Here is a 23,671-nt window from a genome sequence, read left to right on the forward strand (position 1 = left end):
AACCGGGAGATTCAGGGGTTACTTGCCCCTTCCCGTGACATGAATTGCCCCGGTCCCCGGAGACATTCAGAATCGGTAACTCATAAACACACCGGTGTAGGCTTGGGTAGCCTCCCCGATGTCACTGACAATCGGGCTATCCTCGGCATCGCCGGTTAATTGTGACACCCCAGCAGTCGCGGTGACCGACCATTGCGCAGACAACGAATAGGTTAAACTGCCTGTCAGGCCATACCGGGCATAGCCATCACACCATAGCTCACATTGATCGTCGGCCAGACCCTGGTTTCATAATCATCGCTGCCAAGGTAGTCCGGAGCATAGAGTACACCCGCACCCAGGCTGGGCATCCCACGCGGGCTTTGCCAGGCCGGGGGTTGAAGCAAACGACAACGTAGCTGATGTGGCCATAAGCCACAGACGTTTACCTTTTGAAAGCATAGACGGCTTTTCCCATTGAGTGGCTGCGCCGCCGAGGCGCAGCGAAGAATATTAAGTGGGTCACTATCGGATTCAGGACTCGGAAGGATTTCGGTACCCGGCCATCATTGCCATCATCCAGCCCGGGTACTCCTCCGGGATACGACTCACCTCGTCCAGGGCTGTACGCTCGCCATCAGACAATCGGATCTGTGCGGCCCGGATATTGGCTTTCAGCTGATCTGGTCGCTTGGCACCAACAATAACACTGGATACAGGTTCCTGGTGTAGTAGCCACGCCAGCGCGATCTGGGCCACGGTGACGGGTTCGCCGTCAATCTGCTTTCCGTCAGCCACCTCACGCATGACCTTGATAACCTCTTTGCCCCGCTCGCGGTTAACCGGAGGGAAGTCGAACTTAGTGCGCCGGTTCTCCTCGGATACGTCCGGATCCTCGTATTTGCCGGACAGGTAACCGCCGGCCAGCGGGCTCCACACCATCAACCCGACCTTTTCCGACGCCAGCATGGGGATCACCTCCCGTTCCAGGTCGCGCCCCACCAGGGTGTAGTACGCCTGCAGAGACGTGACCGGGCACAGGTTGCGGGCCCGGGTGATACCGATGGCCTTCATGACCTGCCAGGCGGCCCAGTTAGACAAGCCCACATAACGCACATGGCCCTGTTGCACCAGGGTGTTCAGTGCCTCCAGGGTCTCCTCGATCGGGGTGGCCGGGTCAAAACCGTGGATCTGGTACAGGTCGATATAATCCGTTTGCAGGCGCGCCAGGCTCGCCTTGCATTCGCTCATGATGTGGCCGCGGGAAGCGCCACGGGCATTGGGGCTATCGCCCATTGGGCCGAGCACCTTGGTGGCCAGCACGACATCTTCCCGGCGAACGCCGAGGTTCTTCAGGGACTGGCCGACGATGCGCTCGCTGGCCCCGAAGCCATAGATGTTGGCCGTATCGATAAAGTTGATACCGGCTTCCAGGGCGATCCTCACCAGTTCGTCGGCCTGTTCCTGCTGCAATTGCCCGATCAGCCCCCAGATGTCCTCATCGCCGCCGAAGGTCATGGTGCCCAGGCACAGTTCGGAGACGAACAGCCCCGAGTTGCCCAGCGACTTGTAGCCTGGACGATTGTCATCATTGAACCGCGGTAAACTCTCAGTTGCCATGTTGCACCTCCTCATGTTTTTCGGTTGGTGTTCCAGAATTCAATGTAAAGACTGCTGGTTTCGGTTTTTTTGTGCCCGCTTGTGTTACTCGGCGAAGATGGCCTTGTAGAAACGCATGGTGCCATCCCAGGAACGGCTGGCAGCCGCTTCGTCATAACCCACCGGCATGCCAAACTCTTCGGCGATCTTGTCAGCACCCGGGTTGGTGAATGAGTGCAGCACTCCGGGGAAGCTCACCAGTGTCAGATCGACTTCGGCATCCTGCATCTCTTTGACCAGGCTCGCCACCTGATCCGAGGAGACCAGTTTGTCGGCACCGCCGGTGTAAACCTGGATCCTGGCTTTTACAGACCCGGGTTCAGCCTGGAGAGGGCTGCCGAGCGCACCGTGGAAGCTGACAACGCCGTCCAGATCAACGCCCATGCGCGCCATGTTGAGAACAATCGCACCGCCAAAGCAGTAGCCCTGCGCTGCAATTCGGGACGCGTCAACACTTTCGTGGTTCTTCAGGATGTCCATCGCCTTCATGAAGCGTGCCTTAACCTGGTCCATGTCCTTGGTGGCTTCCTGCATGAATTTCTGGGCAGTATCGGGATGATCGGCTAATTTGCCAGCGCCATACATATCCAGCGCAAACGCTGTATAGCCGGCGGAAGCAAGCCGTTCTGCCTGATTTCGCGCGAATTCATTGTGCCCCCACCATTCATGAACCACCAGAACCCCCGGGCGCTTCTGCCCGAATTCATCATCCCAGGCCATGTAGCCGCTGAAGGTCTCGTCGCCGACTTGATACTCGATGGTTCTGGTTTGCGTTTCTGCCAGTACCTGCGTACTTGGAACAGTGAGTGACAGCGTTGCTGCTGCCAGTGCTGTTTTCAGGGTGCTCATCATCTGTTTGCTCCTTTTCGCTCGTTATGAGTCGGTTTGCGTAGTGGTTATGTACGGATAGGCATCAACCAAAGCTCCCGGGAGAGGTCTCCGGGCGCGCGGATACGAATGTAATCGCTGGCTCTAAACGCGATTCCTGTCCCGTCGTTACTGGCAGCGGGCGCGCAGCAGTCGCGTTGCAGCATCAAACACGGCGAGGTCTTCTTCGGTGCGCGCGGCAAGGTGGGCCCCTTCCAGCATCGCCAGGGTCGCCTGCGCTTCATCGGCGGGACCCAGGATGGCCGAGACGGATCCATCCCTTTGTCCCAGCTCAAACGTTTCTGCAATCCACTGCAGAACCATTGCGCGAACGGCGCCGACTCTGGCAATGACGGTGTCGGACAGGCTTTCGCGGCAGGTCGAAAAGGCAACACACAGACACACGGTTTGTCCATCATGCAACGCACCGCGGTACAGGGCAATGAGTGCCTTGAGGCGCGCAGCGGCGCTGGCATGGGCTGCGTCTATCTCGGTCAGACCCTGCTGCAGACTGGTCTGATAGCGCTCGATCAAGGCTTCGGAGAGCTTCGCCTTGGTGGGGAAATGATAATGGATCGAGGCCTTTCGAATGCCGATGGCCTCAGCCAGATCCGCATAGCTGAACCCATCAAAGCCCCGTGACCGGACGGTGTGCTCGGCAAGATCCATCAGGGCTGTTCTGGTATCACGGTTCATGGTTATTCACCTGTCTGCCTTTTCAATCCCGCTATTGCCGGGCCTTACACCCTCGGTGCCCCGGCAAATCGCAGGTGACCCGTTTTCATCCAGATCTTCGCGCCGCCGTCCCCGGCCGTCAGGGACAACCGGTGTCCTTCAGGGAGGCGCAGCCAGTCATGCCTGGCCAGCAACTCGCCATTGCCGGTCACCGAGCCTTCGATTACCAGCAGTTCGATTCCGCCGGGCGCCTCAGAGGTCAGTGTTGCCCCCGCATCGAGCTGGCTGTAGGTCACGATCTCACGATCGTCCTCATGCAGCTTTGCAGTGGCAACGCCGTCTACCGGGGCGCCCAGTCCGGCCTCCATACTCTTGCTGAACTGGGTGCGATCGGCCAGGTCGAACTGCCACAGTTTCACAAATATCGTGCAGCCTGTGTCAGAGCCCGGAATATGTGACGTGGTTGGAGGGTTGCGCACATAACTGCCGGCAGGAAAATCACCGTGCTCGTCCTGGAACACACCGTCGAGTACGATGAATTCTTCTCCCCCGGTATGGGTATGCGCCGAGAAATGACTGCCCGGCGCATAACGCACGATGGTGGTGGCGCGGGCAACTTCGTCTCCGATCCGGTCCAGCATGCGCCGCTCCACCCCTTTCATGGGCGAGGGCTGCCATTCAACCTGGTCGGAATGCACAACCACCGGTTTAGAGAAATCTGCATTGATCTCCATGTTATTCCTCCCTTTTGAGACCTTCCTGTTTTCAGCGCTTGCATTAAATCCGAAGGTTTCGTATTACCCGGCAATTGAAGGACGGGCTGCGACTTTTGCGCGCCAGGCCTGTAGATGGGTCAGGGACTCGGGAATGTCAACCTTCGCGAAATCCGCAAACCCCAGGCCGGCAAAGGCGGTGATGTCTGCGACCGAGAAGCTGTCACCTGCGAGAAACTCGTTGTCCGCCAGAACACTGTCAAGGTAGGCCATGGTTGCGCTGGCCACTTCTTTCTGTTTATTGCCCCACTCAGCGCATTGCCAGGTTTCCAGATCCGGACCGAGCCCCGGGGTCGCGTGGTGGAAATAGGCACCCACGGCGTTCATCAGCCCGTTTTCTGCCCGCAGATTCATCATTGCGATACGGGCGCGCTCCGCTGGGGTCGTGCCCGTGAGGGACGGACCATCAAAGACGCCGTCGATATATTCGGTGATGGCATTGCACTGGGCGATGCAGGTGCCGTCGTCAAGTTCCAGCATGGGCACGGTGGCATCCGGGTTTTTCGTCTTGAACGCATCGGAACGGTGCTCGCCGCTCATCACATCTACCGGAACGAATTCCACCTTATTCGTTGCGCCTTTTTCTGCCAGGGCGATGCGAACGCGGAGCGGGTTGGGAAAGCCTTCAGTGTCGTAAATTTTCATTGGTTACCTCTGTTGGTCATTAAGCATACGACGTTTAATCTACCTATCAGTAGATAGGTACGCAAGAGGCAATTTAATTATTCTGCTTTGCTTTGAGCCGCTGACAAGACATCCCAAACAGTAAGGACGGTCCAGGCCTCCTCGCAGTAACACCGGCCAGGGTTGCTCTGACATAGCCAGCGTTTCCTTCAGGCCCGGAGGAAACTCGAGGTTAATCCTTTTAGTTTATTAGGTTTTATATTCGTGGATCTGAGATTTCAGCTGCTTCAGAAGGTCTTTGGAGCTCTCGTAATACAGCGTGTAGAACTGGTCCAGATCAGCCAGCTTGGCAAGCGTCTGTTCATTGGTAATGGTTGCCTTGGCTTCCGCGATCACCTCCTTTCGGGCCTCGAGCCGTTTTATCTGCCCTTCGACCAAAGCAGCGTAAGGATGCGGACGAATGGCGAAAAAATCCTGGCGCTCACCCGGAATGCTTCGGCGTTCAACAATACCAAGTCTTTCGAGAAAGCACGTATTCGTACTGACGCTCGCCTTACTGACACGCAACGTATCCACAAGCTGCGATGAGCTGACCGGCTCATCCGACACGATAAGTGTCGCCCAAATTTGGCCGGCAATCCGGGAAAAACCTTCGGATTGAGCCTGAAGACCAAGGCGTTCAATAAACCGTCTGTCTGATTCAGTCAGTGTTTTCATAATCTGAAGATTGCGATGAACTCTGCCAACCCCCTCCCAACGCGCGATACAAATTAACCGTCGACTGCAATTGATCGCGTCGCGTTTCCACGAGATCAAGTTCGGTTGTAAACAGGCTCCGCTCAGCATCCAGTACTTCCAGATAACTGGAAGCGCCACCCTCAAAGCGCAACCGCGCAAGCTTAGTGGTGCTTCGCAGTGCTGATACCTGCCGGGCCTGCGCTTCCAGGCGCTCTTCGGCACCACGCACCCCGGCCATGGCGTCGAACACCTCCCGAAACGCTACCTGAATGGCCTGACGATAGGCAATCAGAGCCTGGCGTTGACGCGCCTCCGCCTGATTGACCAGTGCCTCGGAACGCCCGAAATCCAGCAATGGACCGACTAAAGAGCCGCCCAACTGCCAATTGGATGCCGAACCCTGGAACAAGTCGCCCCCGGACGCACTTCGCAGGCCCAGCAGCCCCTCAAACGAAATCCTGGGCAGGAACGCCGCCCGGGCAACACCGATTTCGGCGTTGGCCGCAATCAACTCCTGTTCGGCTGCGGCAATGTCGGGTCGCCGGACCATCAGATCCGCCGGCCGGCCGGCAGGAATGCTGGCTGGAACATCAATATCACCGATGGTATCCGCTACGACAATATCACTCAGTACAATCTGCCGTGGCTCTCGCCCCAGAAGCACTGCCAAGGCGTTTCGCTGAAGGGTGTGCTGCTGGCGAAGCCTCGGAAGCTCCGACTCTGCAGCGGCAAGCTCGGATTCTGCCTGCCGCAGGGCCAATTCGTTAATCTCGCCTCCTTCAAACAGGGACCGTTGCAAAGCAACCGATTCGCGGCGGGACGATACGGTGCGTTCCGCGATCTCAATCTGGCGGTCAAGGGCTCGCAAATTGAAGTAACCATTGGCCACCTCACCAATCACGGCCAGTCTTACGGCCTCGCGATTCGCGGCGCTGGCCAGCAGCCGTGCCCGGGCCGCTTCGCTGGCATTGGCTAGCCGCCCCCAGAGATCCAGCTCGTACGATAGAACACCGCCAACCTGGATATCATTGAAGGGTTGACCACCGGTACTGTTGACGGCCTCCTCACTCGGTCCTTGGCGCACCGCTGAGCCCTCCACCTCCAGAAGCGGGTATTGCTCTGCCTGCTGCCCGGTAAGGAGCGCCCGTGCTTCGGCAACCCGGGCAGCCGCGAGCTGCAGATCGCTGTTGGCATCAAGCGCCTCCTCAACAAGCGTGACAAGTGCCGGATCGCCGTAGCCACGCCACCAGTCCAGGGGGAGCTTCTCGTCCGCCAAAAGTCGTGCGGACGTCCAGTCTTCCGGCACCGACGGCTCGGGTTTCTCAACAGTTGGCGCGAGTGAGCAGCCACCAAGTGACAACGCTATCAAAGTGGTCAGCAATATCTTAACGGTCATCAGCCACACCTCCGTCTGCACGTTCGGGAGCGGCCGATGCCGAGCCGTTTTGGTCTCTGGTGCCACTCAGAAAATCCGTGATACGGCGGACGACCACATAGAACAGTGGAATAAAGAACGTCGCCAGTATCGTTGCCGAAATCATGCCGCCGAGAACCGCCGTACCTATCGCAATACGTGTGGTTGCACCAGCCCCGCTGGCGAAAGCAAGTGGCAACACACCCATGCTGAAAGCAACCGATGTCATCAGAATCGGCCTCAAGCGCACTCGCGCCGCTTCCTTGGTTGCCTCAATCAGCTTCATTCCCTGATCCTCGAGTGCTCGGGCGAACTCCACCAGAAGTATAGCGTTGCGCGCAGTCACACCAACCGTAGTCAGAATGCCAACCTGGAAGAAGACGTCGTTAGGCAGGCCGCGCACCATGGCTGCAAGTACCGCCCCAAGTACGCCCAATGGCACCGCCAGCATGACGGAAATGGGGATGGTCCAACTCTCATAGAGCGCGGCGAGCGCCAGAAACACCACCAGTACCGACAACGCATAAAGCAGGGGGGCCTGGGTACCGGCCTGACGTTCCTGATAGGACAGCCCACTCCAGGCTCCGGCCACACCGTCCGGGAGTTGAGCGATCAAACGTTCAACCTCGACCATGGCCTCACCGGTACTGTAACCGGGAGCCGGCTCACCCTGAATCTGGCGGGACGGAACACCGTTGAAACGCTCAAGACGCGGTGAACCATACTCCCAGCGCCCGTTCGTCACTTCGCTCAGCGGGGTCATCTCCCCATCAGCAGCTCGCAGATACCAGGCCTCAAAATCCTCTGGCAGCATCCGGAAAGGGGCATCGCCCTGAACATAGACTCGCTTGACCCGCCCCTCATGGAGAAAATCGTTAACGTATTGCGAGCCCCAGGTCACCGACAGAAGCCGACTGATCTCGGAAAGCTCTATGCCAAGGGCTTGCGCCTTTTCGTGGTCGATGTCGACTTTGTAGCGGGGATTGTCCGCCAGACCGTTGGGACGCACACTGGTCAAAACGGGGCTTTCGGCCGCCAACTGCAGCAACTGACCTTGCGCTGCCATGAGCGCTTCATGCCCAATGGCACCACGATCCTGCAAACGCAACTCAAAACCCAGGGCCTGCCCCAATGCCGGTATCGGTGGCAAGTTGAAAGCAAAAGCCCGCCCATCACGGACCAGCCCGGCAAGCGCCCGGTTCGCCCGCTGAATGATGGCGCCGGCGCTTTGCGTCTCAGGATCACGCTCACTCCACGGCTTGAGATTAACGAACGCCAGCCCCGCATTCTGCGCCCGGCCAGCGAAGCTGAAACCAGCGATGGTGAAGAGGCCCTGCACCTCATCCTGCTCCATAAAGTAATCTTCGATAACCTCAATGGTATCGATTGTGCGTTGCTGAGTCGCACCGGCGGGCAACTGATACTGCACCACGACGAACCCCTGATCCTCCGCGGGCAGGAATCCGCCGGGCAACCGTACAAAGAGAACGGCCACCAGGCCGACGATGCCCAGAAACGCAAAGGTGTAGAGCCAGGCATGGCGCGCCGTATGGCCAACCAGCCGGACATACCCCCGGGTCAGTCGCGCCAGGCCTGCTTCAAACCAGCCGAACAGTTTTTGCAACAGGGTTCTTTCATGCGTGGGCTTGAGTATCCGACCGCACAGCATGGGGCTGAGAATCAGAGCCACCAGCACCGAAAGAACCATGGCACCGGCAATACTCAGGGAAAACTGCCGATAGATTGCCCCGGTGGAGCCCGGGAAGAAGGCCATCGGGATAAACACAGCAGACAGCACCACACCGATGCCAATCAGCGCGCTGGCAATCTGCCCCATGGACTTGCGCGTCGCCTCCATCGGGCTCAGGCCGTCCTCATGCATCACACGCTCGACGTTCTCAACCACCACGATGGCATCATCCACCAGAAGGCCGATCGCCAATACGAGGCCGAAGAGAGTGAGCATGTTGATGGAAAAGCCGAAAGCCGCCATGATCGCAAAGGTGCCGAGCAGCACCACCGGGATTGCGATGGCGGGTATCAGGGTAGCCCGCCAACTCTGGAGAAATACGAGCATGACCAGGACCACCAGGGCGATTGCCTCGATGATGGTTGTGACCACCGCGTCGATGGAGGCCTCCACGAAGGGGGCCGTCTGGTAGGGATACCGAATTTCCACCCCTTCCGGAAAATACGGCTCGAGCTCCTGGAGCCGCGCTTTAACAGCCTCTGTGACCGCAAGCGAGTTGGCACCCGGCGCCAGATTGATGCCAAGGCCGGCTGCCGGCTCGCCATCGTAGAAAGTGTCAATCTGGACTGCACCGCCGCCCAGCTCAACGCGGGCAACATCCCCCAGGCGCACCCGGGACCCGTCGGGCATACTCTTGAGCAGGATGTTGCGGAACTCTTCGGTTGAGGTGAGCAAGGTCTGGGCGGTGACCGTGGCATTGAGCTGCTGACCCTCGACCGCGGGCAGCCCGCCGAGCTGGCCGGCGGTGACCTGGGCGTTTTGCGCCTCGATGGCGGCGCTCACGTCGGCGACGGTCAGGCCGTAATTGGTCAACGCCGAAGGGTCCAGCCAAATCCGCATCGCATATTCAGAGCCGAAAACCTGCACGCTGCCGATACCAGTCACCCGTCCAATGGGTTCGGCTAACTCGGAGCTGATAAAATCGGCGATATCCAGCTTGCTGAGGCGACCATCGGTGGAGACGAATGCCATTACCATCAGAAAACTGGTGCTGGATTTCTCGACGCTGATCCCCTGCTGGCGCACCACTTCCGGGAGTCGGGGTTCCGCCAGTTTGAGCTTGTTCTGCACCTGGACCTGGGCAATGTCCGGATCGGTGCCCGCCGCAAAGGTGAGAGTAACCGTAGCGTGGCCTGAGGAATCCGCTGTCGACCCCATATAGAGCAGATTGTCGAGGCCGGTCATCTCTTGTTCGATGACCTGAACCACCGTATTGGACACGGTGTCCGCCGAGGCGCCAGGATAATCGGCCTGAATCTCCACCGCCGGCGGCGCCACCGACGGGTATCGCTGGACCGGCAAAACGAAGATCGCCATGATGCCCGCCAACATGGCGACAATGGCCAGAACCCAGGAAAAAACGGGCCTGGAAATAAAGAAATTAATCATTGTGCGGGGCCCTCGTCGCCGGAGGCGCTTTCCTGTGAACTATCCGTGCCACTGGCTTGCTGGTTTTGGGTGGGATGTAATGGAACATCTGCCTCAACCGGCTTCACCTTGGCCCCTGGCCGAACCTTTTGCAGACCGGAGACGATAAGGCGATCCCCCGGCTCTAACCCGTTCTCCACCAGCCAGAAAGCGCCAATGGCCTGCTCTGCCTCTAACTGGCGGGCAACAACTTCTCCCTGCGGGTTGACCAGCAACGCCGTGGCCTCGCCTTGCGGATTACGGCTCACGCCCTGCTGCGGCGCCAGAATGGCGTTCTCCCGCACCCCCTCGCTCAGGCGAACGCGCACGTACATTCCAGGCAGAAGGTCTTCGTCAGGATTGGGGAAAACCGCCCGCACAGTGACCGAACTGGTGCTTTGGTTGACGGTTACATCCGTAACGTCAACGCGTCCCTTATGCGGATAGGGGGTGCCGTCTTCGCGCAACAAAACAGTCTCGGCTTCATTTGGGCCGGCCTTAGAAGCCGCGCCCTCCTTCAGAGACGACCGAATTCGAGCCAGTTTTTCGACCGGTAGCTGAATATCGACATACATGGGATCAAGCTGCACAACGCGCGCCAGGATCTGGGGTTGATTGGCGGTCACCAGCGCACCCTCCGTGTACAGTGTCGGGCCAATGCGCCCTGCGATGGGAGCCTTGACCTCGGTATACGCCAGCTCGATACCCGCCGTTTCGAGCATCGCCTCAGATCGGGAGACATCCGCCCGGGCTGCCTCCAAGGCCGATAGCGCTTCATCACGTTGACGCTTGCTGACCGCATTCTTCTCAAACAAGTCTGACGTACGTGCCCACTCCCGCTGCGCCTGTCGCAATTCGGCCTGTGCGCGCTCCAGTTCTGCTTGGGCCCGTTGATGGGCAGCACGGTATCGGTTGGAGTCGATCTGGTAGAGGACCTCACCTGCTTTTACCTGGGCGCCTTGTTCAAACAAGCGCTCCTGCAAAATGCCCGTGACTTGCGGCCTCACCTCCGAGATACGGTAAGCAGCGGTTCTGCCCGGCAGTTCCATTGAAAGATTCACACGCTGCGGCTGCACCTCAACAACGCCGACTTCTGGAGGCGGCGGCGCAGACCGTTCAGCCTTTGTCTGACCGGAGGAGTTGTCACAACCAGCCAGCAAAAGAACCGCCAACCACATGGGCAGCATGCGGGCCCCAAATAGACGCACCATCAAACTCTTCTCTGTTTCCATATAACTAACCTCTGAATGGGCCAAAGACTCAAAAACCGTTCGATCCATGCCTTCGTTTATAACCAGGTAGACAGAACGATCGATCCAAACTGATCGACGCCGTCCTTTTCCTCAAATTCTTCGCTTCGCCACAGGTAGGTGTAAGCGATCTGCCAGCGATCCCAGGTCAATGCCGCACCCACCTGGGCGTCGCCAACCCATTCGCGACTATCAACGGAGTGGCTGTCCTCGAAACTGTTGCCGTCGAGCAGCAGGTTGTGTGCCATATAGCGCCCTTCAACGGCAGCGAAGACGTACCAGCTAAAGCCCTGATCCCGCCGAAAAGAGGATTGCCCGCCTTGTGCAGGAGCGACTGACGGAATGCCGAAACTACGATCAAGCCCCTCTCCCAAACGAAACCCCAGGCCGCCGGAAGCGTAGGTATACAGGTTGCCGAGCGCAAACCCGGCAGACGGCCCATATTCAATGGTCAGCCCAGAGAAGTTTTGCTTCATAAACCAGGCACGTTCATAACCGAAATTGATAACTGGCTCGTTATCAAGCTGGTTATCCCAACCCCTCGGCTTGTCTGCCGCAATAAGTTCATGGAAATTTCGTTGACCCACCTCAGCGCCGGAGGCCGGGCCTACGATGCCCACGTCGATATGCAGGCTGTCTGCCAAACGCAAACCACCGTGTTCCCTTTCGCTTAGTAGCGAAATCCCACCAAACAAAAGGCCGGCATAGGGACGATCATCTTTAATAAGCGCTTCAACCTCTATATCTTCCGGCGTATACATCTGTTGTCCTAGCCGATATGTTGCGCCGGCAAGACTACTGCCAGACCAGCCTGGAATAACGTCCGCAAGACGGCGGCTCCAATGTCGATCAGGGGGCTCAAAAGCCCAGATCACCTCTACGCCGTTGGTATATTGACCATCGCCGCCGGCGGAAAACGCATCATTTTCTACTTTCAGGGACAGCAGGCCTTCAGCGGAAGCTGATGTCACAAGAGAACCCAGCAACAGACCTGAGCACCAATTCCGGTAACGCTTTCTGCAACATCCAGATTTCACTGAAGATTCCTCTGCCAAAGCTGGGTTGAACCGGATGTAAAAGAACTTGCTCCCGGATGCTGACATACCTTCCGTACGGCGACTTTTTGGTCGCCGGCCAGAAATGATGAGACGGCTGTCCGCACAACTTGTTCAATCTGTTCAGTATAAACTAAACGTAACACAAGTAATGATTGACAGCTAGCCGTGATGGAACTGTCCTGTGCCGGTGGAATGTGCGGAACGCTCCAGTTCTAATCTTGTCGCTCGCGCCTGAAAAATGTTTCGGGTTCAGGTATTTTTGAGGTTGGCAGAATTTTCCATAACCCGCTCAAAAACACGCAGGGCGACTTCCAGGTCGGTATTTTCAATGCCTTTCAGCATCTCCTCTCGCAAGACATTCGCCCGCTCATTCAGATCGCTCATAAAGTGCTCACCGGCATTGGTAAGATAAAGCAGCCTGGCGCGCCGATCACGCTCACTGGGCCGGCGCTCAATCAGACCCTGCTCCTCGAGGCTGTCAAGCAGGCGGACCAATGTCGGGTTCTCGATGGTCATCAAGCGGGCTAGCTCCCGCTGGGTCAATCCTCCACCACCACGCTGCAGGCAGATCATGGTGAACCAGCGAGCCTGGGTAACCCCCAGGTCTTTCAGGCGCTCATCCAGCAACTTGCGCCAACGTCTTGCTACCCGGGCATTGGTGAAAGGAAACTGATCTCGAGGGGTTTGTGGGTCCATCTAACTGTCCTGCTATTGACGATTCAGTAACAGTAAATCGCAAGCTAATCATATAGACAAGCGTCAGTTACACATTAGCCAGGTTTGCACCAGATCAATAGGCAACATCACGTGGATTCCGAGGCCAGCTAAGGAACTTCTCCTTCCACTGAGACAGGTAACTCCTCGCTTCTTCAGAGACCGGAGGCCCTCAGCGTATTGTCGCCCTGGCAGACACCCTTGCTGTCTGTCGTGACCGGCGACCGACCGGCTTTTAAAAAGCTGGTGCCGAGCGCTCCACAACACCGTAGCATCTTCACTCGACACCAGCCGGGGCTTCGGCACGGCGTCTTCCAGGCAATCCGCATCCGCTAAGGTCAGTCCCCGGTCGAGTAGAGCCTGCAAGGCCGACAACAAGGCCAAGTTCCGCTTATCGGCCAGAATGGCATGAATTCGGGGGTTGGGTGACCAAAAAACCCGTAGTTCAATAGGTTGGGAGTGTTTTTCGGCTATTTTTCACGTTTGTCTGCCAACCCTCAATTTTGGATGGTCGCAATGTCTGATTTACACCGAATATCTCGCATTGTGGCCAGCACTGCCGGGCTACGTTCGCCATCAACGATTGCGCGGATAATTTTCATACCCGTGGCACCAGTTATATCTGCCACAACATGGTGCAACTGGATATTCATGTGGGTGAGCGCTTTTTGCATGTGTTGGATATGCGCAGCGGCGTAATCCAGATGGCGCTCACGCAAACGTAGGTAACTGCGTAAGGCGGCAATCTCTCGGTCAGGGTGAAAGCTTGCCCGTAGCAAGCCACATGCATGTAAACGCTGAATCCACTGCGCATCATTAACGTCAGTCTTCCGACCTGGAACGGCACGGGCATCGCGAGCGTTGGCCAGTATGACCTGCAATCCATGACTTTCCAGGACTTCGTAAACCGGAATCCAATACACGCCGGTCGACTCCATTGCGACGGTGGTAATCCCCGTATCCGATAACCACCGCGCCATGCACTCCAAATCGGCCGTAAATGCCTTAAAGGTACGCACAGGCTGCTCATCAAGGTCTGCGGGTACAGCCACAACATGAAAACGAGACCCAATATCTATGCCGGCTGCGCGATTGTTGATGACCGGTAATCCATTACGTCGTGAATTGAGCTTGTTCATGATAATCCTCCAGCAAAGAGATGGCTGGACGGGGACTCGGATCAGATCACATTCCTAAACGGGGTCGCCAAAGGCGCCACCAATAACGGGTCCGCAGCTTCCCCTGGATCAGGTTTTTTGACGGGGCCAAGCCTCCAAAGAGCAGACGATCACTGTCCAGCTAAAGAAGTTTAGCTGGGGCAGCGGTCGATGGGGGGTGTTTCTAATCTAGTGGGCCGCGGAGCGCCGGGGAGGCGGTTTTTTAGTATGTCTTTCTCCTGTTCAAGGCGCTTGCAGCGGGCTTCCAGCTCCTGAATACGGCGCTGCTCTGGGGTTAACGCCTTGCCCTTCGGGGTGACACCGTCACGCTCCTCGGTCAGTTGGTTAACCCAGCGCCGAATAGCGCTTTCACCAATTCCCAGGGACACACTCGCCTGGGGAATCGTGTAACCTTGATCCAGCACCAAGCTGGCTGCTTCCTGTTTGAACTCAGGAGAAAAAGAACGTCGCTTTCTGGTCATCAGACACCTCGTTTATAGTGGCGATATTACCACCTACGTTGGTGTCCGGAATCATTGAACCACTACACTAGGGGCTAGAACCGGTTTGAGTTTCCTGTGCTAAGTTTTTCTACCACCAGATTCCGATTTTCCATAATCGATCGGCGATCACTCAGACGTCTCGACGGCTGAAACTAGACCAAAACGCGTGAGATCCGAATGTTCGCTTTTGTTTAAGAGCTTGATATCGCACTTCGCCCCAATACCATCGTGTCCCTGCTATGCGGGGCCAGTTTAAGGTTACAAAGCACGGCCATGTCGTAGAGGATTCTCTGAGAGCGCTCCCCCTCCCGGCGATTCACCAAAAACGACGGGAAACTGCGTTTGACTGGATCGACTCACAATTTGACTCCGATGTGCTTCTAATCTCAAATAGCATCTGACCATGAGCTGGGGCCCCAAAGTGTCAGATAAGGTCTTGCGGCAGCAACCTCGGGTAGGCATGTGGCCCAAGTGGCTGCCCCGAGAAGTATAGATATTGAAAGCATGGGTCCTGGGCCGGAGTTTTGCATCGGGGGTCTTTTCTGCAGATCACTGGCGCCTACGAATCCGACTTTAGCCGGGGGTCGATTTCCCAGCAACGGGTTGCCAGATAACGGATCAGCTGACGCCCGAAAACAAGTCCCCTTACTAAGAAACTCTACACTAAGAAAGTCTGAACAAATAAGTTAATCACTAACGGGCAACCAGGTTGTGTACAGTCTCGCCAAAAATGTCAGAATGATCTTTACGGAATTCACGTCGTTGCAAAATCAGGCGGAGGTGCAGACCAAATGACCATAGAAACCGGAGTTTTGACCGCCATGACCATCGGCATCGTCGGCGCAGCCATCCTCACCGGCTGGTGTCTCTACTCAAGATATCGGGAAAATCAAAACACCAAGTAAGCCCCACAGAGAAACTTCTTCTCATGGAACCAACCCAACGTATTTTGATGTGTTCTGCTCATAGTTGAACGGCGCCAGCGGATATACCACGGTCGCCCCAGCATGGGCACCACTCCAGCATCCAGAGTGCTCCAAACCCAACGTATTTGGCTTTCCGACTGAGTGATACTGTATGTATGCGCGGTAGTCTTTTGCGACCTGAGAGGTTCGCTCCAGGCCAGCCAACATTTTATCTATTTTGTAGGTCGTATCCTGCGGTGGAACATTACCACTACAACGCATTGCAGCCACTTTCCCTGCTCGGGCATCGTAAGTGAGGACGGCCAGGTCCGCTCCAAACCCATTTTTTTGAATCAACTTCACGCCGATTTGTTCCGCCGCTCGGTAGTAAAGCGCCGCCCTCCCGTACCTGTGATTCCATAGGGACAACGTACCCTGTAGCGCATAAACCATCAGAGTGACCTTCGATGCGTGCTTTCTAGACCCATACATTAAATTGGAGTAGATGTGGTCATGATCAAGCCGCTGGATATACAGCTGCTCCGGATCTTTCGAAAGAGGCAACCGAAACTCATAACCATCGAAAATTGTATCTACCCGCTCATCCAGCGCCATTGCAACGAGCAGTCGAGCCGTGGCATCCCCGTCATTTGCAGCTCGGTCCATAATGTCTCGTGCCCGAGTCTTGTCAAAGTCCCATCCCGACGCTGGGAAGGATACCGCCAGCAGCATGGCCGCCATGATGCCCCACGCACACTTCGTCATACCAATACCTTCTCGTTGCCGCTTTGAAAAAACCAATCTCATTATCCCGCCCTCCTCTATTTCAGGTACTTCAACAACAACTGCTTAAAAATCGCATTTGCATCAGAATCCTCTGCTGGATCGTCGGCTAGCAAATGACAGTCATATTCGCAGACGTGGTTTCCATAAAGGCTAAGCTCAGCTTTTACACCACGCCGCATGATCTCTATCACCTCGGCTTCATCTGCTGCCTCAAACGGGATTTTCACTGTAAAGCGATGGCCACAGTAGACTGCAGACGAGCCTCGCTCGACGGAGCCGCATTGCAGGTCGGATTTTCGTTTATCAAGTTGGGCGTCACCGCCGACGACATTGCCCTTCGTCAGCGATATCTCCCCTCTGGTTGCCTGTGATCGCTGGTAGCCCGTCTGCGCGGAATCCTCGGTCATTGGTTGAGCGGATACCAACAGGGCGTTTTTATAGAGAATGAAGTTAGCCACGTTCCTGCCAACTGATAGGCGCACCGGCAGAGGGTGTGCGAGTTCGTATCGCAGGCTTTTATCTACCCGGCGACTCGAGACGAGATCAACGGCAGCAGTATCGTTGGAAACTTTCAGAGGTCCTTCCGGTATTACCTGGTTGCCCTGAGGAGCAAGCGTGTGGACCAGTCGATAATAGGTGCCCCACCAGGACTGATTCACGATGATATCCACATAAATACTGCCTGTGATCTGGTGAACATCGACAGCCGAGACATCATAGGATCGGAGTACGATGGCATAACCCGCGTTCAGTTGATGGCGCGGGCCGATCAGAAACTCATCTAAGAGACGACGATACTCGCCGACCAACTGCTGAGCCTGATCCCAACTCCGCACATCCTCAATTCGCTGATCCCACGTTTTTATCTCCTCCGGTACGATTCCGGCAATATCCTTTTCAGCCAGAGTCACCTGCAGACGCACATGCACCCCATCAAAGATTTCACGCTCTTCTAAAAGGTCGTAGCTCTGGACCCGGCCACTGGTAACAGCGGTGGCCATTGAATGAAACTGGTCGCCATTCATTGTTGTCACGGAAAAAACCTCACTACCTAACGTCTCGACCAAGGCCTTACTCAACGCCGCATCAATAGCGGTGTCCCGATCCGACCCTGTAGCACCCACGGTGACAACGGTGTTCGCAACAGCGAAAACCGGCAGGAAGAGAGCAGCTGCCACCTTGACCAAAAATCTCAACATCACACTCATGGCTCAGCCCCCTTTTACCCAGCCCAGGAGGAAGCTTTCAGCAACTGCTTCCTCGCCTTCCCACCAAACTCGTTCAGCAACAACTTCCGACCGCACGAATCCTGTGGCGCTGGAGTGACTCATATCGACTTGTTGGCCGGACTTCGCCGAGACAGCTCTGATGGAGGCGCCTTTCAGGCGATTAACTAGAGAAACTCGTCCTATGTGACGGGCCTTCCGTCGCGCTTCGTATTCCACAGAAATTCGCAGTTCGTTTGATCCGCTCAGGGCGGACGCTTGCTCCTGAACAACCGCGTAACGGTAACCGTTTACTCCATTGCGCCTTGAGATCCCTGCCAATCGGTAAGCCTCAATCTTGCGGAGAACTTCTGCCCTGTGGGCGCGAGCCACTTCATCACGCGCAGCCTCAACAGACTCGATCGGAAGGCTCAAACGAAAATACCCGTTCACAGCAGTGCCGGAGGAGTGAGCAACGAACTGTGAATCACCACCATGAAAGAAGCCCCGCGAGGAAATGTCGGTATAGCGTTCCCCCGACAATGAATATTGGGTGATGGCGCCTTCACCTTTCTGTGAGGACTCCACGAGCTTCTGGCTAGTAATCACCACGCCGCCGACCGCCAGGAGGAACTGTGTTTGGGCATCACTTCGTGCCCGGGTCTTTGCCTGCGCTATTGAGTCGCCCTGCCCGATTCCCACAAATACCATCCGCCTGCCGCCAGGCTCCCGAAATTGAGTTTGTGAGGTCCACGATGGAAGCTCAGCGGACTTCAGGACAGGTGTATCGTTTGCGCTGGCCATACCAGATGCCATAAAAAGAAGACTGATCGCGATTAGAAGAACACCTCTATTCATCATTCGTCCTCCCCTAGCCGACGCAGATCTTCCAATTCACCGGACCTTCCAACATGAAGCGAATTCATCGTCATGGCGGACTGAACAAATGCGTTGAAGAAGGTTTTGCCGGTTCGGCTATCCAACCATTGCTCAAATCGAGAATTCTCCACTGTCATTGAGTTCACGGCGTGAACAGACAGCTGCTGTGTAATCCGGTTCAGCTCCTGCACTGGGTCTTGTACCCCACTCTGCGTATTAGCTCCGCTTTCAATTCGCTCGACCTTGTCCTCGACCTGGCTGGAAAAATAGTTAGCGATCTGGCGGCGTGCGTCATCCAGGGCAGCATCTCGCGCGCCCTTTTGCGTGCTGTGCCGGTTACTCATCCCGACCACACGGACAGCCTGGTCTGCTGAATCTTTTCTTGCAGCCGGCATAAGTGTCCACGCTGGGCGAGCGCTTTCTCCGTCCGATGTCCAGATTAGCTTTTCGGCGACCACGGGAGGCTCGTAAGTAGTAGTGCAAGCGGTCATAAAAATGACCAGAGAGAGTGTCGCAGAGAGACGAATAGTCAGTTTGAAATTTACCATTTTGCACCTGTGTCGCAATTGAGGGATCAGCTTCTATTTTCCTCATTAATCGCGATCTGCAACCCGGTCACTTCCAAACTGACAAAAAACTACTCATGTGTTTGTGGTGGTCGGGGCGGCTCGCCGGCTCTGCCCATAATTCCCCATAAAAGTCGGATAGCGCTGTCATAATCTCTGGCCGTCGTCGGCGCGAAATCGTGAGCTCTATAAAACTCATGAATCTGCCTTCGGCCAATTTGTTCTGGCGCCCTGCCGCACCACTTAACAAATCGTTCTACACGTTGGAGCTGGCGTTTCCTTGCAACTTTCCCTCCTCGACGGGCATGCTGATGCAGCTTATAAAAGAGTTCTTGATTCATGGCCTTCCTCCAATATAGGAACTCACAACGTCAGTCCTGCCGTGTCCCAGTTCGACTGCAATCACTTTTCGCGCCGCCATATCGTCCGCTTTCGATGCCTTGCCGCCATTAAGCGGCGGAAGTTCACCGGTAAGCTTCTGGTAGCGATCGCATGCGTACCCAGCTCGAAGGTCGTGCAACCCGGTCATTCCGTGGGCCTGGAGAATCTCTCGAGTATCTCTCAAGTCTCCCTCATAGAACTGGGCCCAAGTTTGATCCTCTGGCACTAGAGAGCGAGCCTCACCTTGAGCCGCAGAGGCAAGCTCCAGTGTCGCCAACTGTTGTTCAGTAATGATCGGCACTTCCCGTTTTCGGCCACCCTTGGTGCCGTGAATGATCGTGACCTTTTTACTTTTCTTCGCTTCTGTAAAAGCGGCTTTTGCGTCGATCAGGCTGCTTTCTTTGGATCGCAAACCAAGGTCTCGAGCCAGACACGTGATCGCACGTCCTCGTTCACTCATGGCAGCCATTGCCGCGTCGACCGAACCGCGGTCTGTCGATGCAGGGGTGTTTTCACGCACGTGGCACCGCTGCGGTATTTTGCAGGTCTTGGTCGGACTCACCGATTGCCAATTACCTCTTGTGGCCGCTTGCATAACGGTATTCACCGCAGATACAAGGTTCTGAGCGTAGGCTGCAGACAGATGACCTGTCTCGACCTGGCGAGCCAGCGCCTGGCCGTAATCAGTGACAAGATTAACTGTAATTTCCTCAAGTCTTCTCAGCCCCCTGTCTTTAGCGAACTGAGAAAAAAGATTGAATCGATCCGCAATAGTGGCTGCCGTCGAAAAACTGGCATTGCCGTCGGCCACCTCCCGATTCATGGCAAAGCGCCCGGCTTTGGCTATGTCACGAGTTTTCAAACCAAAATTATTTCCTCTCATAACTGTTTCCCTGGCTGTTAAGTGATGCGCTGTGCTTCAGGTGCACGCAAACCCTCTGAGAGAAGACGCTTTGAGTGCCGGTGCGTCATGCCGGAATTCTGGTAAGCGGAGCTTTCCATTGCGGGATCGAGTGCTGTGGCGAAGTAAGTCGCGCGCGATACCGACCCTGTCGTGATAGGACATTGGGTGGTACAGCCCCGGCGTAGGCATTGAGCCCCGCGCTCCAGATGGCGCGGCTCGAGCAATGGAAAGGGTGGTTAAAACTGAGAATACTTGGCCTGAAGCCACGTTTTCGTCCAGTTTCGTCCACCGAAGTTGGCGGCTAATCCCGCGCGTAGCACGGCCTAGCATTACATCGCTCTAACCTGTCTCTGTGTGAAATGATTTTTTTAAAAAGCAGTAGAACGAGTGACGATGCCCCAGTGGTGGCCTTATAAATCAGCCAGAACTATTCCACGTATGGCGAAGTCGAGTCTAAAATTAAACGTCGAGGTTGGTTTGCAGCAGCATTGCGACAAAACGCATGCATGCGGCAAAAAAACTGAACGGAAACTCTCCGGAGAGGATCATTAAATCCCTACCGAGATGCTGAAACCGGGAGGTCCGGTACAGCTGTCTGAAGGTGACTCATTGGTGTGAGTCTTTGCGGTACTGCCGATTGGCAGGCGGCTTACCATCTAGTTCGACGGGATGGCCGCAGCTGTTCGAGGCCCAGCTAGCACTATTCCGCTATGCGTCGCGGACAAACGTTCTATTAAACTTTTCCATAATCTGAGTCATTCCGCAAGCTTCCAAAACAGACAAAATATCTTTTTCGGCCCCGTCTTTTCCGGGTTTTACCTGCGAAGTGTCAGGTGTACCTCTGGAGAACCTACAGGTTCACCAACGGTACCTTGGCGTAGATTTGAGTCGATGTCTCCGAAGCCTGTGTACCCACAGGTTCACCCAAGGTGCACTGATTCAGAAAACAATCTGGAGCCGTTTTTCCATGTGAACCCATGGGTTCACTGGCGGTACACACGAAAACTTAACCTTTGGCTCCTTTCTGGGACTTCTCGTTTCAATCGAACTGCCTCGCTGCAAAACTAGGCGGAAAAACTGTCATTTTGTTGCGGGTTTGCGATTTTTCAATCGGATATCTTGGATATGTAGGGCTCAGGGCCCTTCAACCTGGAAATATAACTTTCCCTTAGTAATCCGAGAGAGGACCAAGTAATGAGAGACTCAAACGATAAAATCCATGAACATCCCCACCTGACCGATCAGGAAATTGAAGACAACCCGGGAGTTTCCTTAATAGCGCTCATGATTTGGATGGCACTCCGTAATTGGAACTTTGAAAACTTTATCACTCCCCGAAGCGTTCGGAAAAACCTCAGCCTTACGCCCAAAGTACAGAAAGAAGCTTTTGAGGAACTTTCTGAGGCTGGGCTTCTGGTTCATCATCGGGTTCAGGTCTCACAGAATCGGATCGAAGATTGGGTGATGGTTTTCGACCGTTCCTACAAGCGCTTCTAATGTGACGTTTTGACAGGTAGGAGGGCTGAATGCCGCTGATGTTGGCCATCACGCGGCTCCAGCCCTCAAACCAATCGTTGCCTTGATCTCAAGCCCCAGCCGTAGAATGAAACTCCGGCCTGAAGCCACTGGCAAAAACCTTCACAACAGATCGCGGCGTCAAAACATCGACATTCTTCGGAAGCTTCTTAAAATCTGCTGGGCCATACCCGGAAAAGCTCCACTTAAGAACCTTGCCGTTACAGACAGCATAACTGTCACCTTCTGACAGAAACATCGCGCCATGAGGCAACTCAGCCAAAGGGCCCTTCCACGTCACTTTTTGATCATCTTCCAGCCGTTCTTTATGCAGAATTTCATCTATCTCAGGCGCACGAATCGCCGAACTGCCGTCCCACTGGTTAGCGGTCATCCAAGCGTTTCGGAATTCGTTGTAACGGGCACGTCGGCATTCGGCACAGGGCCTGTGCCCGGCTGCAAAAGCGGTCACCTCATCCAGAAAAAAGAGCTCCGTGTAAGCTTTCGGAGTCATCAATTCTCTTTTTCTTCCTTTAAACTCTAGCAAGCAGGTAATCCAGGCTTTAGTTTTAAACCGACGCCTCAATTCTTTGTCCGCATCGTGTAGCACGCCGCGATTACCCATAAAGGTCCCTCTGGAGCTATCCCGTTCAATTGTTCCTTCGGGGGTAACGCGATTCTGTAAAGGCATGAGCACTGCTCCGTGTTGTATTTTTGATCTCGGCTACATCAGTAACCCGGATATCGTTTCCAAAGATCCTCGCTATCCATCCGGCTCGTCCAGTGCTGGCAGGTCCACAAATCAGAAGCCACTTTCTCAATAACACCACGCAATTCCAACGGCTCCAGCCAGCGCTCGGGAATGACGCTGGTCCCCTGCATCACACCGAGTATGTTTCCGGTGATGGCACCGGTGGAATCCGAATCGCCGTCATGATTCACCGCCAGAACAATGGCCTGCTCGAAACTGTCTGCCACAAGGGCGCAATAGACGGCAATCGCCAAGGCCTCTTCAGCAACCCAACCCTCACCCAGTATTTTGATGGCCTCGTGGTGCGGAAGGTCGGACGCGCTCAATGTTACTGCCTTATCCAACGCCTTAAGAGTTTCTTCATGACCTGGAAAAGTTATCAGCAGCGATCTTGCCTGAGCCAAGGCGTCGTTCAATGTGGCACCATCCGCCAGCGCGAAAACAAGAATCGCCAGCACGCCACCCGTGAGATAACCACTGGGGTGGCCATGGGTAAGGCCTGCACACATTTTGCCGGACTCAAACACTGCGGAGGTTTCAAGCCCTTCTTTGAACGTGAGCCAGAACAACCCAACCGGGGCTACTCGCATCACGCCACCACAGCCCTTGCTGTCGTTCCCGGCAATACCCGGATCGCCCTCATAATCTCGCAGCGCACTCAGGCAAGTCATCCCCGGTGCCCTCACGCTGTGAAGCTCCCGTTGCTGGAAGAGCCATCCATCCAACACCGATGAAATGTGGTGGTTCTCATACCTTTGCGTTGCAAGCCACCGAAGATAAGCGCCGGCAACTGCGTGACCGAAACTGGTTATGCCCTTAGTGACCCCACGCATTCTCCCCCTCAACAAACCCTCGGCGGTGAACAACGTCATCTGGGTGTCGTCGGTAATCTTACCTTTTCCGCCGTACGCTTCAGCGTAATCGGTGATGCCGTCCCGTCCGAAGCGATCCAGAATCTGGGAGCGGGACATGAACTCCACCGCGCCACCCAGGGCATCACCTACAGCCCCGCCCAGAAGGCATGCACTGAAGTAGTCTCTGATAGGGGTCTCCCAGCTGGGAGAAGAATCCGGTTGAACTTGATTCGTCATGACAACTTCCCTGTGAAATCGCTTAGGCCTGACCGAGATGACTCTTTATCCGCAAAATAACTTCCCTACGAAACATCCCATGCGTGTGTGTCACTCCTGGCTGAGCGATACGAAAAGAGG

22 protein-coding genes and 1 pseudogene are annotated in these 23,671 nt (G+C 55.6%); 1 reads left to right on the forward strand and 22 read right to left on the reverse strand.

The features are described 5' to 3' along the window. Positions 1 to 66 precede the first annotated feature (66 nt). The 20 genes and pseudogenes from A8B84_RS22155 to A8B84_RS09435 all read right to left on the reverse strand — a co-directional run bounded on the left by A8B84_RS22155 (position 67) and on the right by A8B84_RS09435 (position 20,173). A complete protein-coding gene (locus A8B84_RS22155; RefSeq protein ID WP_367184215.1) occupies positions 67 to 204 on the reverse strand; it encodes a MipA/OmpV family protein in 138 nt (45 codons plus the stop codon). Positions 205 to 224: 20 nt separating this feature from the next. After that, positions 225 to 350, reverse strand: a complete 126-nt coding sequence (locus tag A8B84_RS21710; RefSeq protein WP_201257880.1) for a MipA/OmpV family protein — start codon at positions 348 to 350, stop codon at positions 225 to 227. Positions 351 to 513: 163 nt separating this feature from the next. Beyond that, the gene (locus tag A8B84_RS09345) at positions 514 to 1,599 is read right to left on the reverse strand and encodes an aldo/keto reductase (protein ID WP_064227870.1); all 1,086 of its coding nucleotides are present in this window, start codon (positions 1,597 to 1,599) and stop codon (positions 514 to 516) included. Between the two features lie 84 nt (positions 1,600 to 1,683). Continuing rightward, the gene (locus A8B84_RS09350; RefSeq protein ID WP_064227871.1) at positions 1,684 to 2,490 is read right to left on the reverse strand and encodes a dienelactone hydrolase family protein; all 807 of its coding nucleotides are present in this window, start codon (positions 2,488 to 2,490) and stop codon (positions 1,684 to 1,686) included. 144 nt (positions 2,491 to 2,634) lie between these two features. Further along, a complete protein-coding gene (locus tag A8B84_RS09355; RefSeq protein ID WP_064227872.1) occupies positions 2,635 to 3,201 on the reverse strand; it encodes a TetR/AcrR family transcriptional regulator in 567 nt (188 codons plus the stop codon). A 44-nt stretch (positions 3,202 to 3,245) separates the two neighbouring features. Then, complete coding sequence (locus tag A8B84_RS09360) at positions 3,246 to 3,914, reverse strand: cupin domain-containing protein (RefSeq protein ID WP_064227873.1); 669 nt, start codon at positions 3,912 to 3,914, stop codon at positions 3,246 to 3,248. A gap of 63 nt (positions 3,915 to 3,977) precedes the next feature. Next, positions 3,978 to 4,598, reverse strand: a complete 621-nt coding sequence (locus A8B84_RS09365; protein ID WP_064227874.1) for a glutathione S-transferase family protein — start codon at positions 4,596 to 4,598, stop codon at positions 3,978 to 3,980. A 228-nt stretch (positions 4,599 to 4,826) separates the two neighbouring features. Beyond that, positions 4,827 to 5,294 (reverse strand): GbsR/MarR family transcriptional regulator, encoded by a 468-nt coding sequence (locus A8B84_RS09370; RefSeq protein WP_064227875.1) that lies wholly within the window; start codon positions 5,292 to 5,294, stop codon positions 4,827 to 4,829. After that, a complete protein-coding gene (locus A8B84_RS09375) occupies positions 5,278 to 6,711 on the reverse strand; it encodes an efflux transporter outer membrane subunit (RefSeq protein ID WP_064227876.1) in 1,434 nt (477 codons plus the stop codon). Before A8B84_RS09375 ends, A8B84_RS09370 begins: the two co-directional genes overlap by 17 nt. Continuing rightward, positions 6,701 to 9,868, reverse strand: coding sequence for an efflux RND transporter permease subunit (locus tag A8B84_RS09380; protein ID WP_064227877.1), 3,168 nt, complete (start codon positions 9,866 to 9,868; stop codon positions 6,701 to 6,703). The genes A8B84_RS09375 and A8B84_RS09380 overlap by 11 nt, the downstream gene beginning before the upstream one ends. Beyond that, positions 9,865 to 11,118, reverse strand: coding sequence for an efflux RND transporter periplasmic adaptor subunit (locus tag A8B84_RS09385; RefSeq protein WP_064227878.1), 1,254 nt, complete (start codon positions 11,116 to 11,118; stop codon positions 9,865 to 9,867). The genes A8B84_RS09380 and A8B84_RS09385 overlap by 4 nt, the downstream gene beginning before the upstream one ends. Positions 11,119 to 11,174: 56 nt before the next feature. Beyond that, positions 11,175 to 12,107 (reverse strand): lipid A deacylase LpxR family protein, encoded by a 933-nt coding sequence (locus A8B84_RS09390; protein WP_225316764.1) that lies wholly within the window; start codon positions 12,105 to 12,107, stop codon positions 11,175 to 11,177. Positions 12,108 to 12,443: 336 nt separating this feature from the next. Next, positions 12,444 to 12,890 carry a MarR family transcriptional regulator gene (locus tag A8B84_RS09395; RefSeq protein ID WP_064227879.1) on the reverse strand — a complete coding sequence of 149 codons (447 nt, stop codon included), beginning with the start codon at positions 12,888 to 12,890 and terminating at the stop codon, positions 12,444 to 12,446. Between the two features lie 515 nt (positions 12,891 to 13,405). Beyond that, positions 13,406 to 14,047: an IS110 family transposase gene (locus tag A8B84_RS09405; protein ID WP_201257881.1), complete on the reverse strand. Its 642-nt coding sequence runs from the start codon at positions 14,045 to 14,047 to the stop codon at positions 13,406 to 13,408. 239 nt (positions 14,048 to 14,286) lie between these two features. After that, positions 14,287 to 14,547 (reverse strand): annotated as a pseudogene (locus tag A8B84_RS09410) (transposase); the annotation flags it as partial. Positions 14,548 to 15,494: 947 nt separating this feature from the next. After that, on the reverse strand, positions 15,495 to 16,280 hold the full coding sequence (locus tag A8B84_RS09415) for a hypothetical protein (RefSeq protein ID WP_064227882.1): 786 nt from the start codon (positions 16,278 to 16,280) through the stop codon (positions 15,495 to 15,497). Between the two features lie 14 nt (positions 16,281 to 16,294). Then, positions 16,295 to 17,467: a hypothetical protein gene (locus tag A8B84_RS09420; protein WP_064227883.1), complete on the reverse strand. Its 1,173-nt coding sequence runs from the start codon at positions 17,465 to 17,467 to the stop codon at positions 16,295 to 16,297. Positions 17,468 to 17,470: 3 nt separating this feature from the next. Next, a complete protein-coding gene (locus A8B84_RS09425) occupies positions 17,471 to 18,325 on the reverse strand; it encodes a hypothetical protein (RefSeq protein ID WP_064227884.1) in 855 nt (284 codons plus the stop codon). Beyond that, positions 18,322 to 18,738: a hypothetical protein gene (locus A8B84_RS09430; protein WP_138103067.1), complete on the reverse strand. Its 417-nt coding sequence runs from the start codon at positions 18,736 to 18,738 to the stop codon at positions 18,322 to 18,324. The genes A8B84_RS09425 and A8B84_RS09430 overlap by 4 nt, the downstream gene beginning before the upstream one ends. 508 nt (positions 18,739 to 19,246) lie before the next feature. Beyond that, positions 19,247 to 20,173, reverse strand: a complete 927-nt coding sequence (locus A8B84_RS09435) for an integrase domain-containing protein (protein WP_064227886.1) — start codon at positions 20,171 to 20,173, stop codon at positions 19,247 to 19,249. Between the two features lie 1,215 nt (positions 20,174 to 21,388). Between A8B84_RS09435 and A8B84_RS09440 the strand changes: the two genes are divergently transcribed. Then, positions 21,389 to 21,691, forward strand: a complete 303-nt coding sequence (locus tag A8B84_RS09440; protein WP_064227887.1) for a hypothetical protein — start codon at positions 21,389 to 21,391, stop codon at positions 21,689 to 21,691. Positions 21,692 to 21,779: 88 nt separating this feature from the next. Here the strand turns inward: A8B84_RS09440 and A8B84_RS09445 are convergent, their stop codons facing one another. Together A8B84_RS09445 and A8B84_RS09450 are read right to left on the reverse strand one after the other, a co-directional pair. After that, positions 21,780 to 22,400: a hypothetical protein gene (locus A8B84_RS09445; protein ID WP_064227888.1), complete on the reverse strand. Its 621-nt coding sequence runs from the start codon at positions 22,398 to 22,400 to the stop codon at positions 21,780 to 21,782. A 38-nt stretch (positions 22,401 to 22,438) separates the two neighbouring features. Beyond that, positions 22,439 to 23,551: an ADP-ribosylglycohydrolase family protein gene (locus tag A8B84_RS09450; RefSeq protein WP_064227889.1), complete on the reverse strand. Its 1,113-nt coding sequence runs from the start codon at positions 23,549 to 23,551 to the stop codon at positions 22,439 to 22,441. Positions 23,552 to 23,671 lie beyond the last annotated feature (120 nt).

It is taken from the genome of Marinobacter sp. EhC06, assembly GCF_001650915.1.
GTDB lineage: Bacteria > Pseudomonadota > Gammaproteobacteria > Pseudomonadales > Oleiphilaceae > Marinobacter.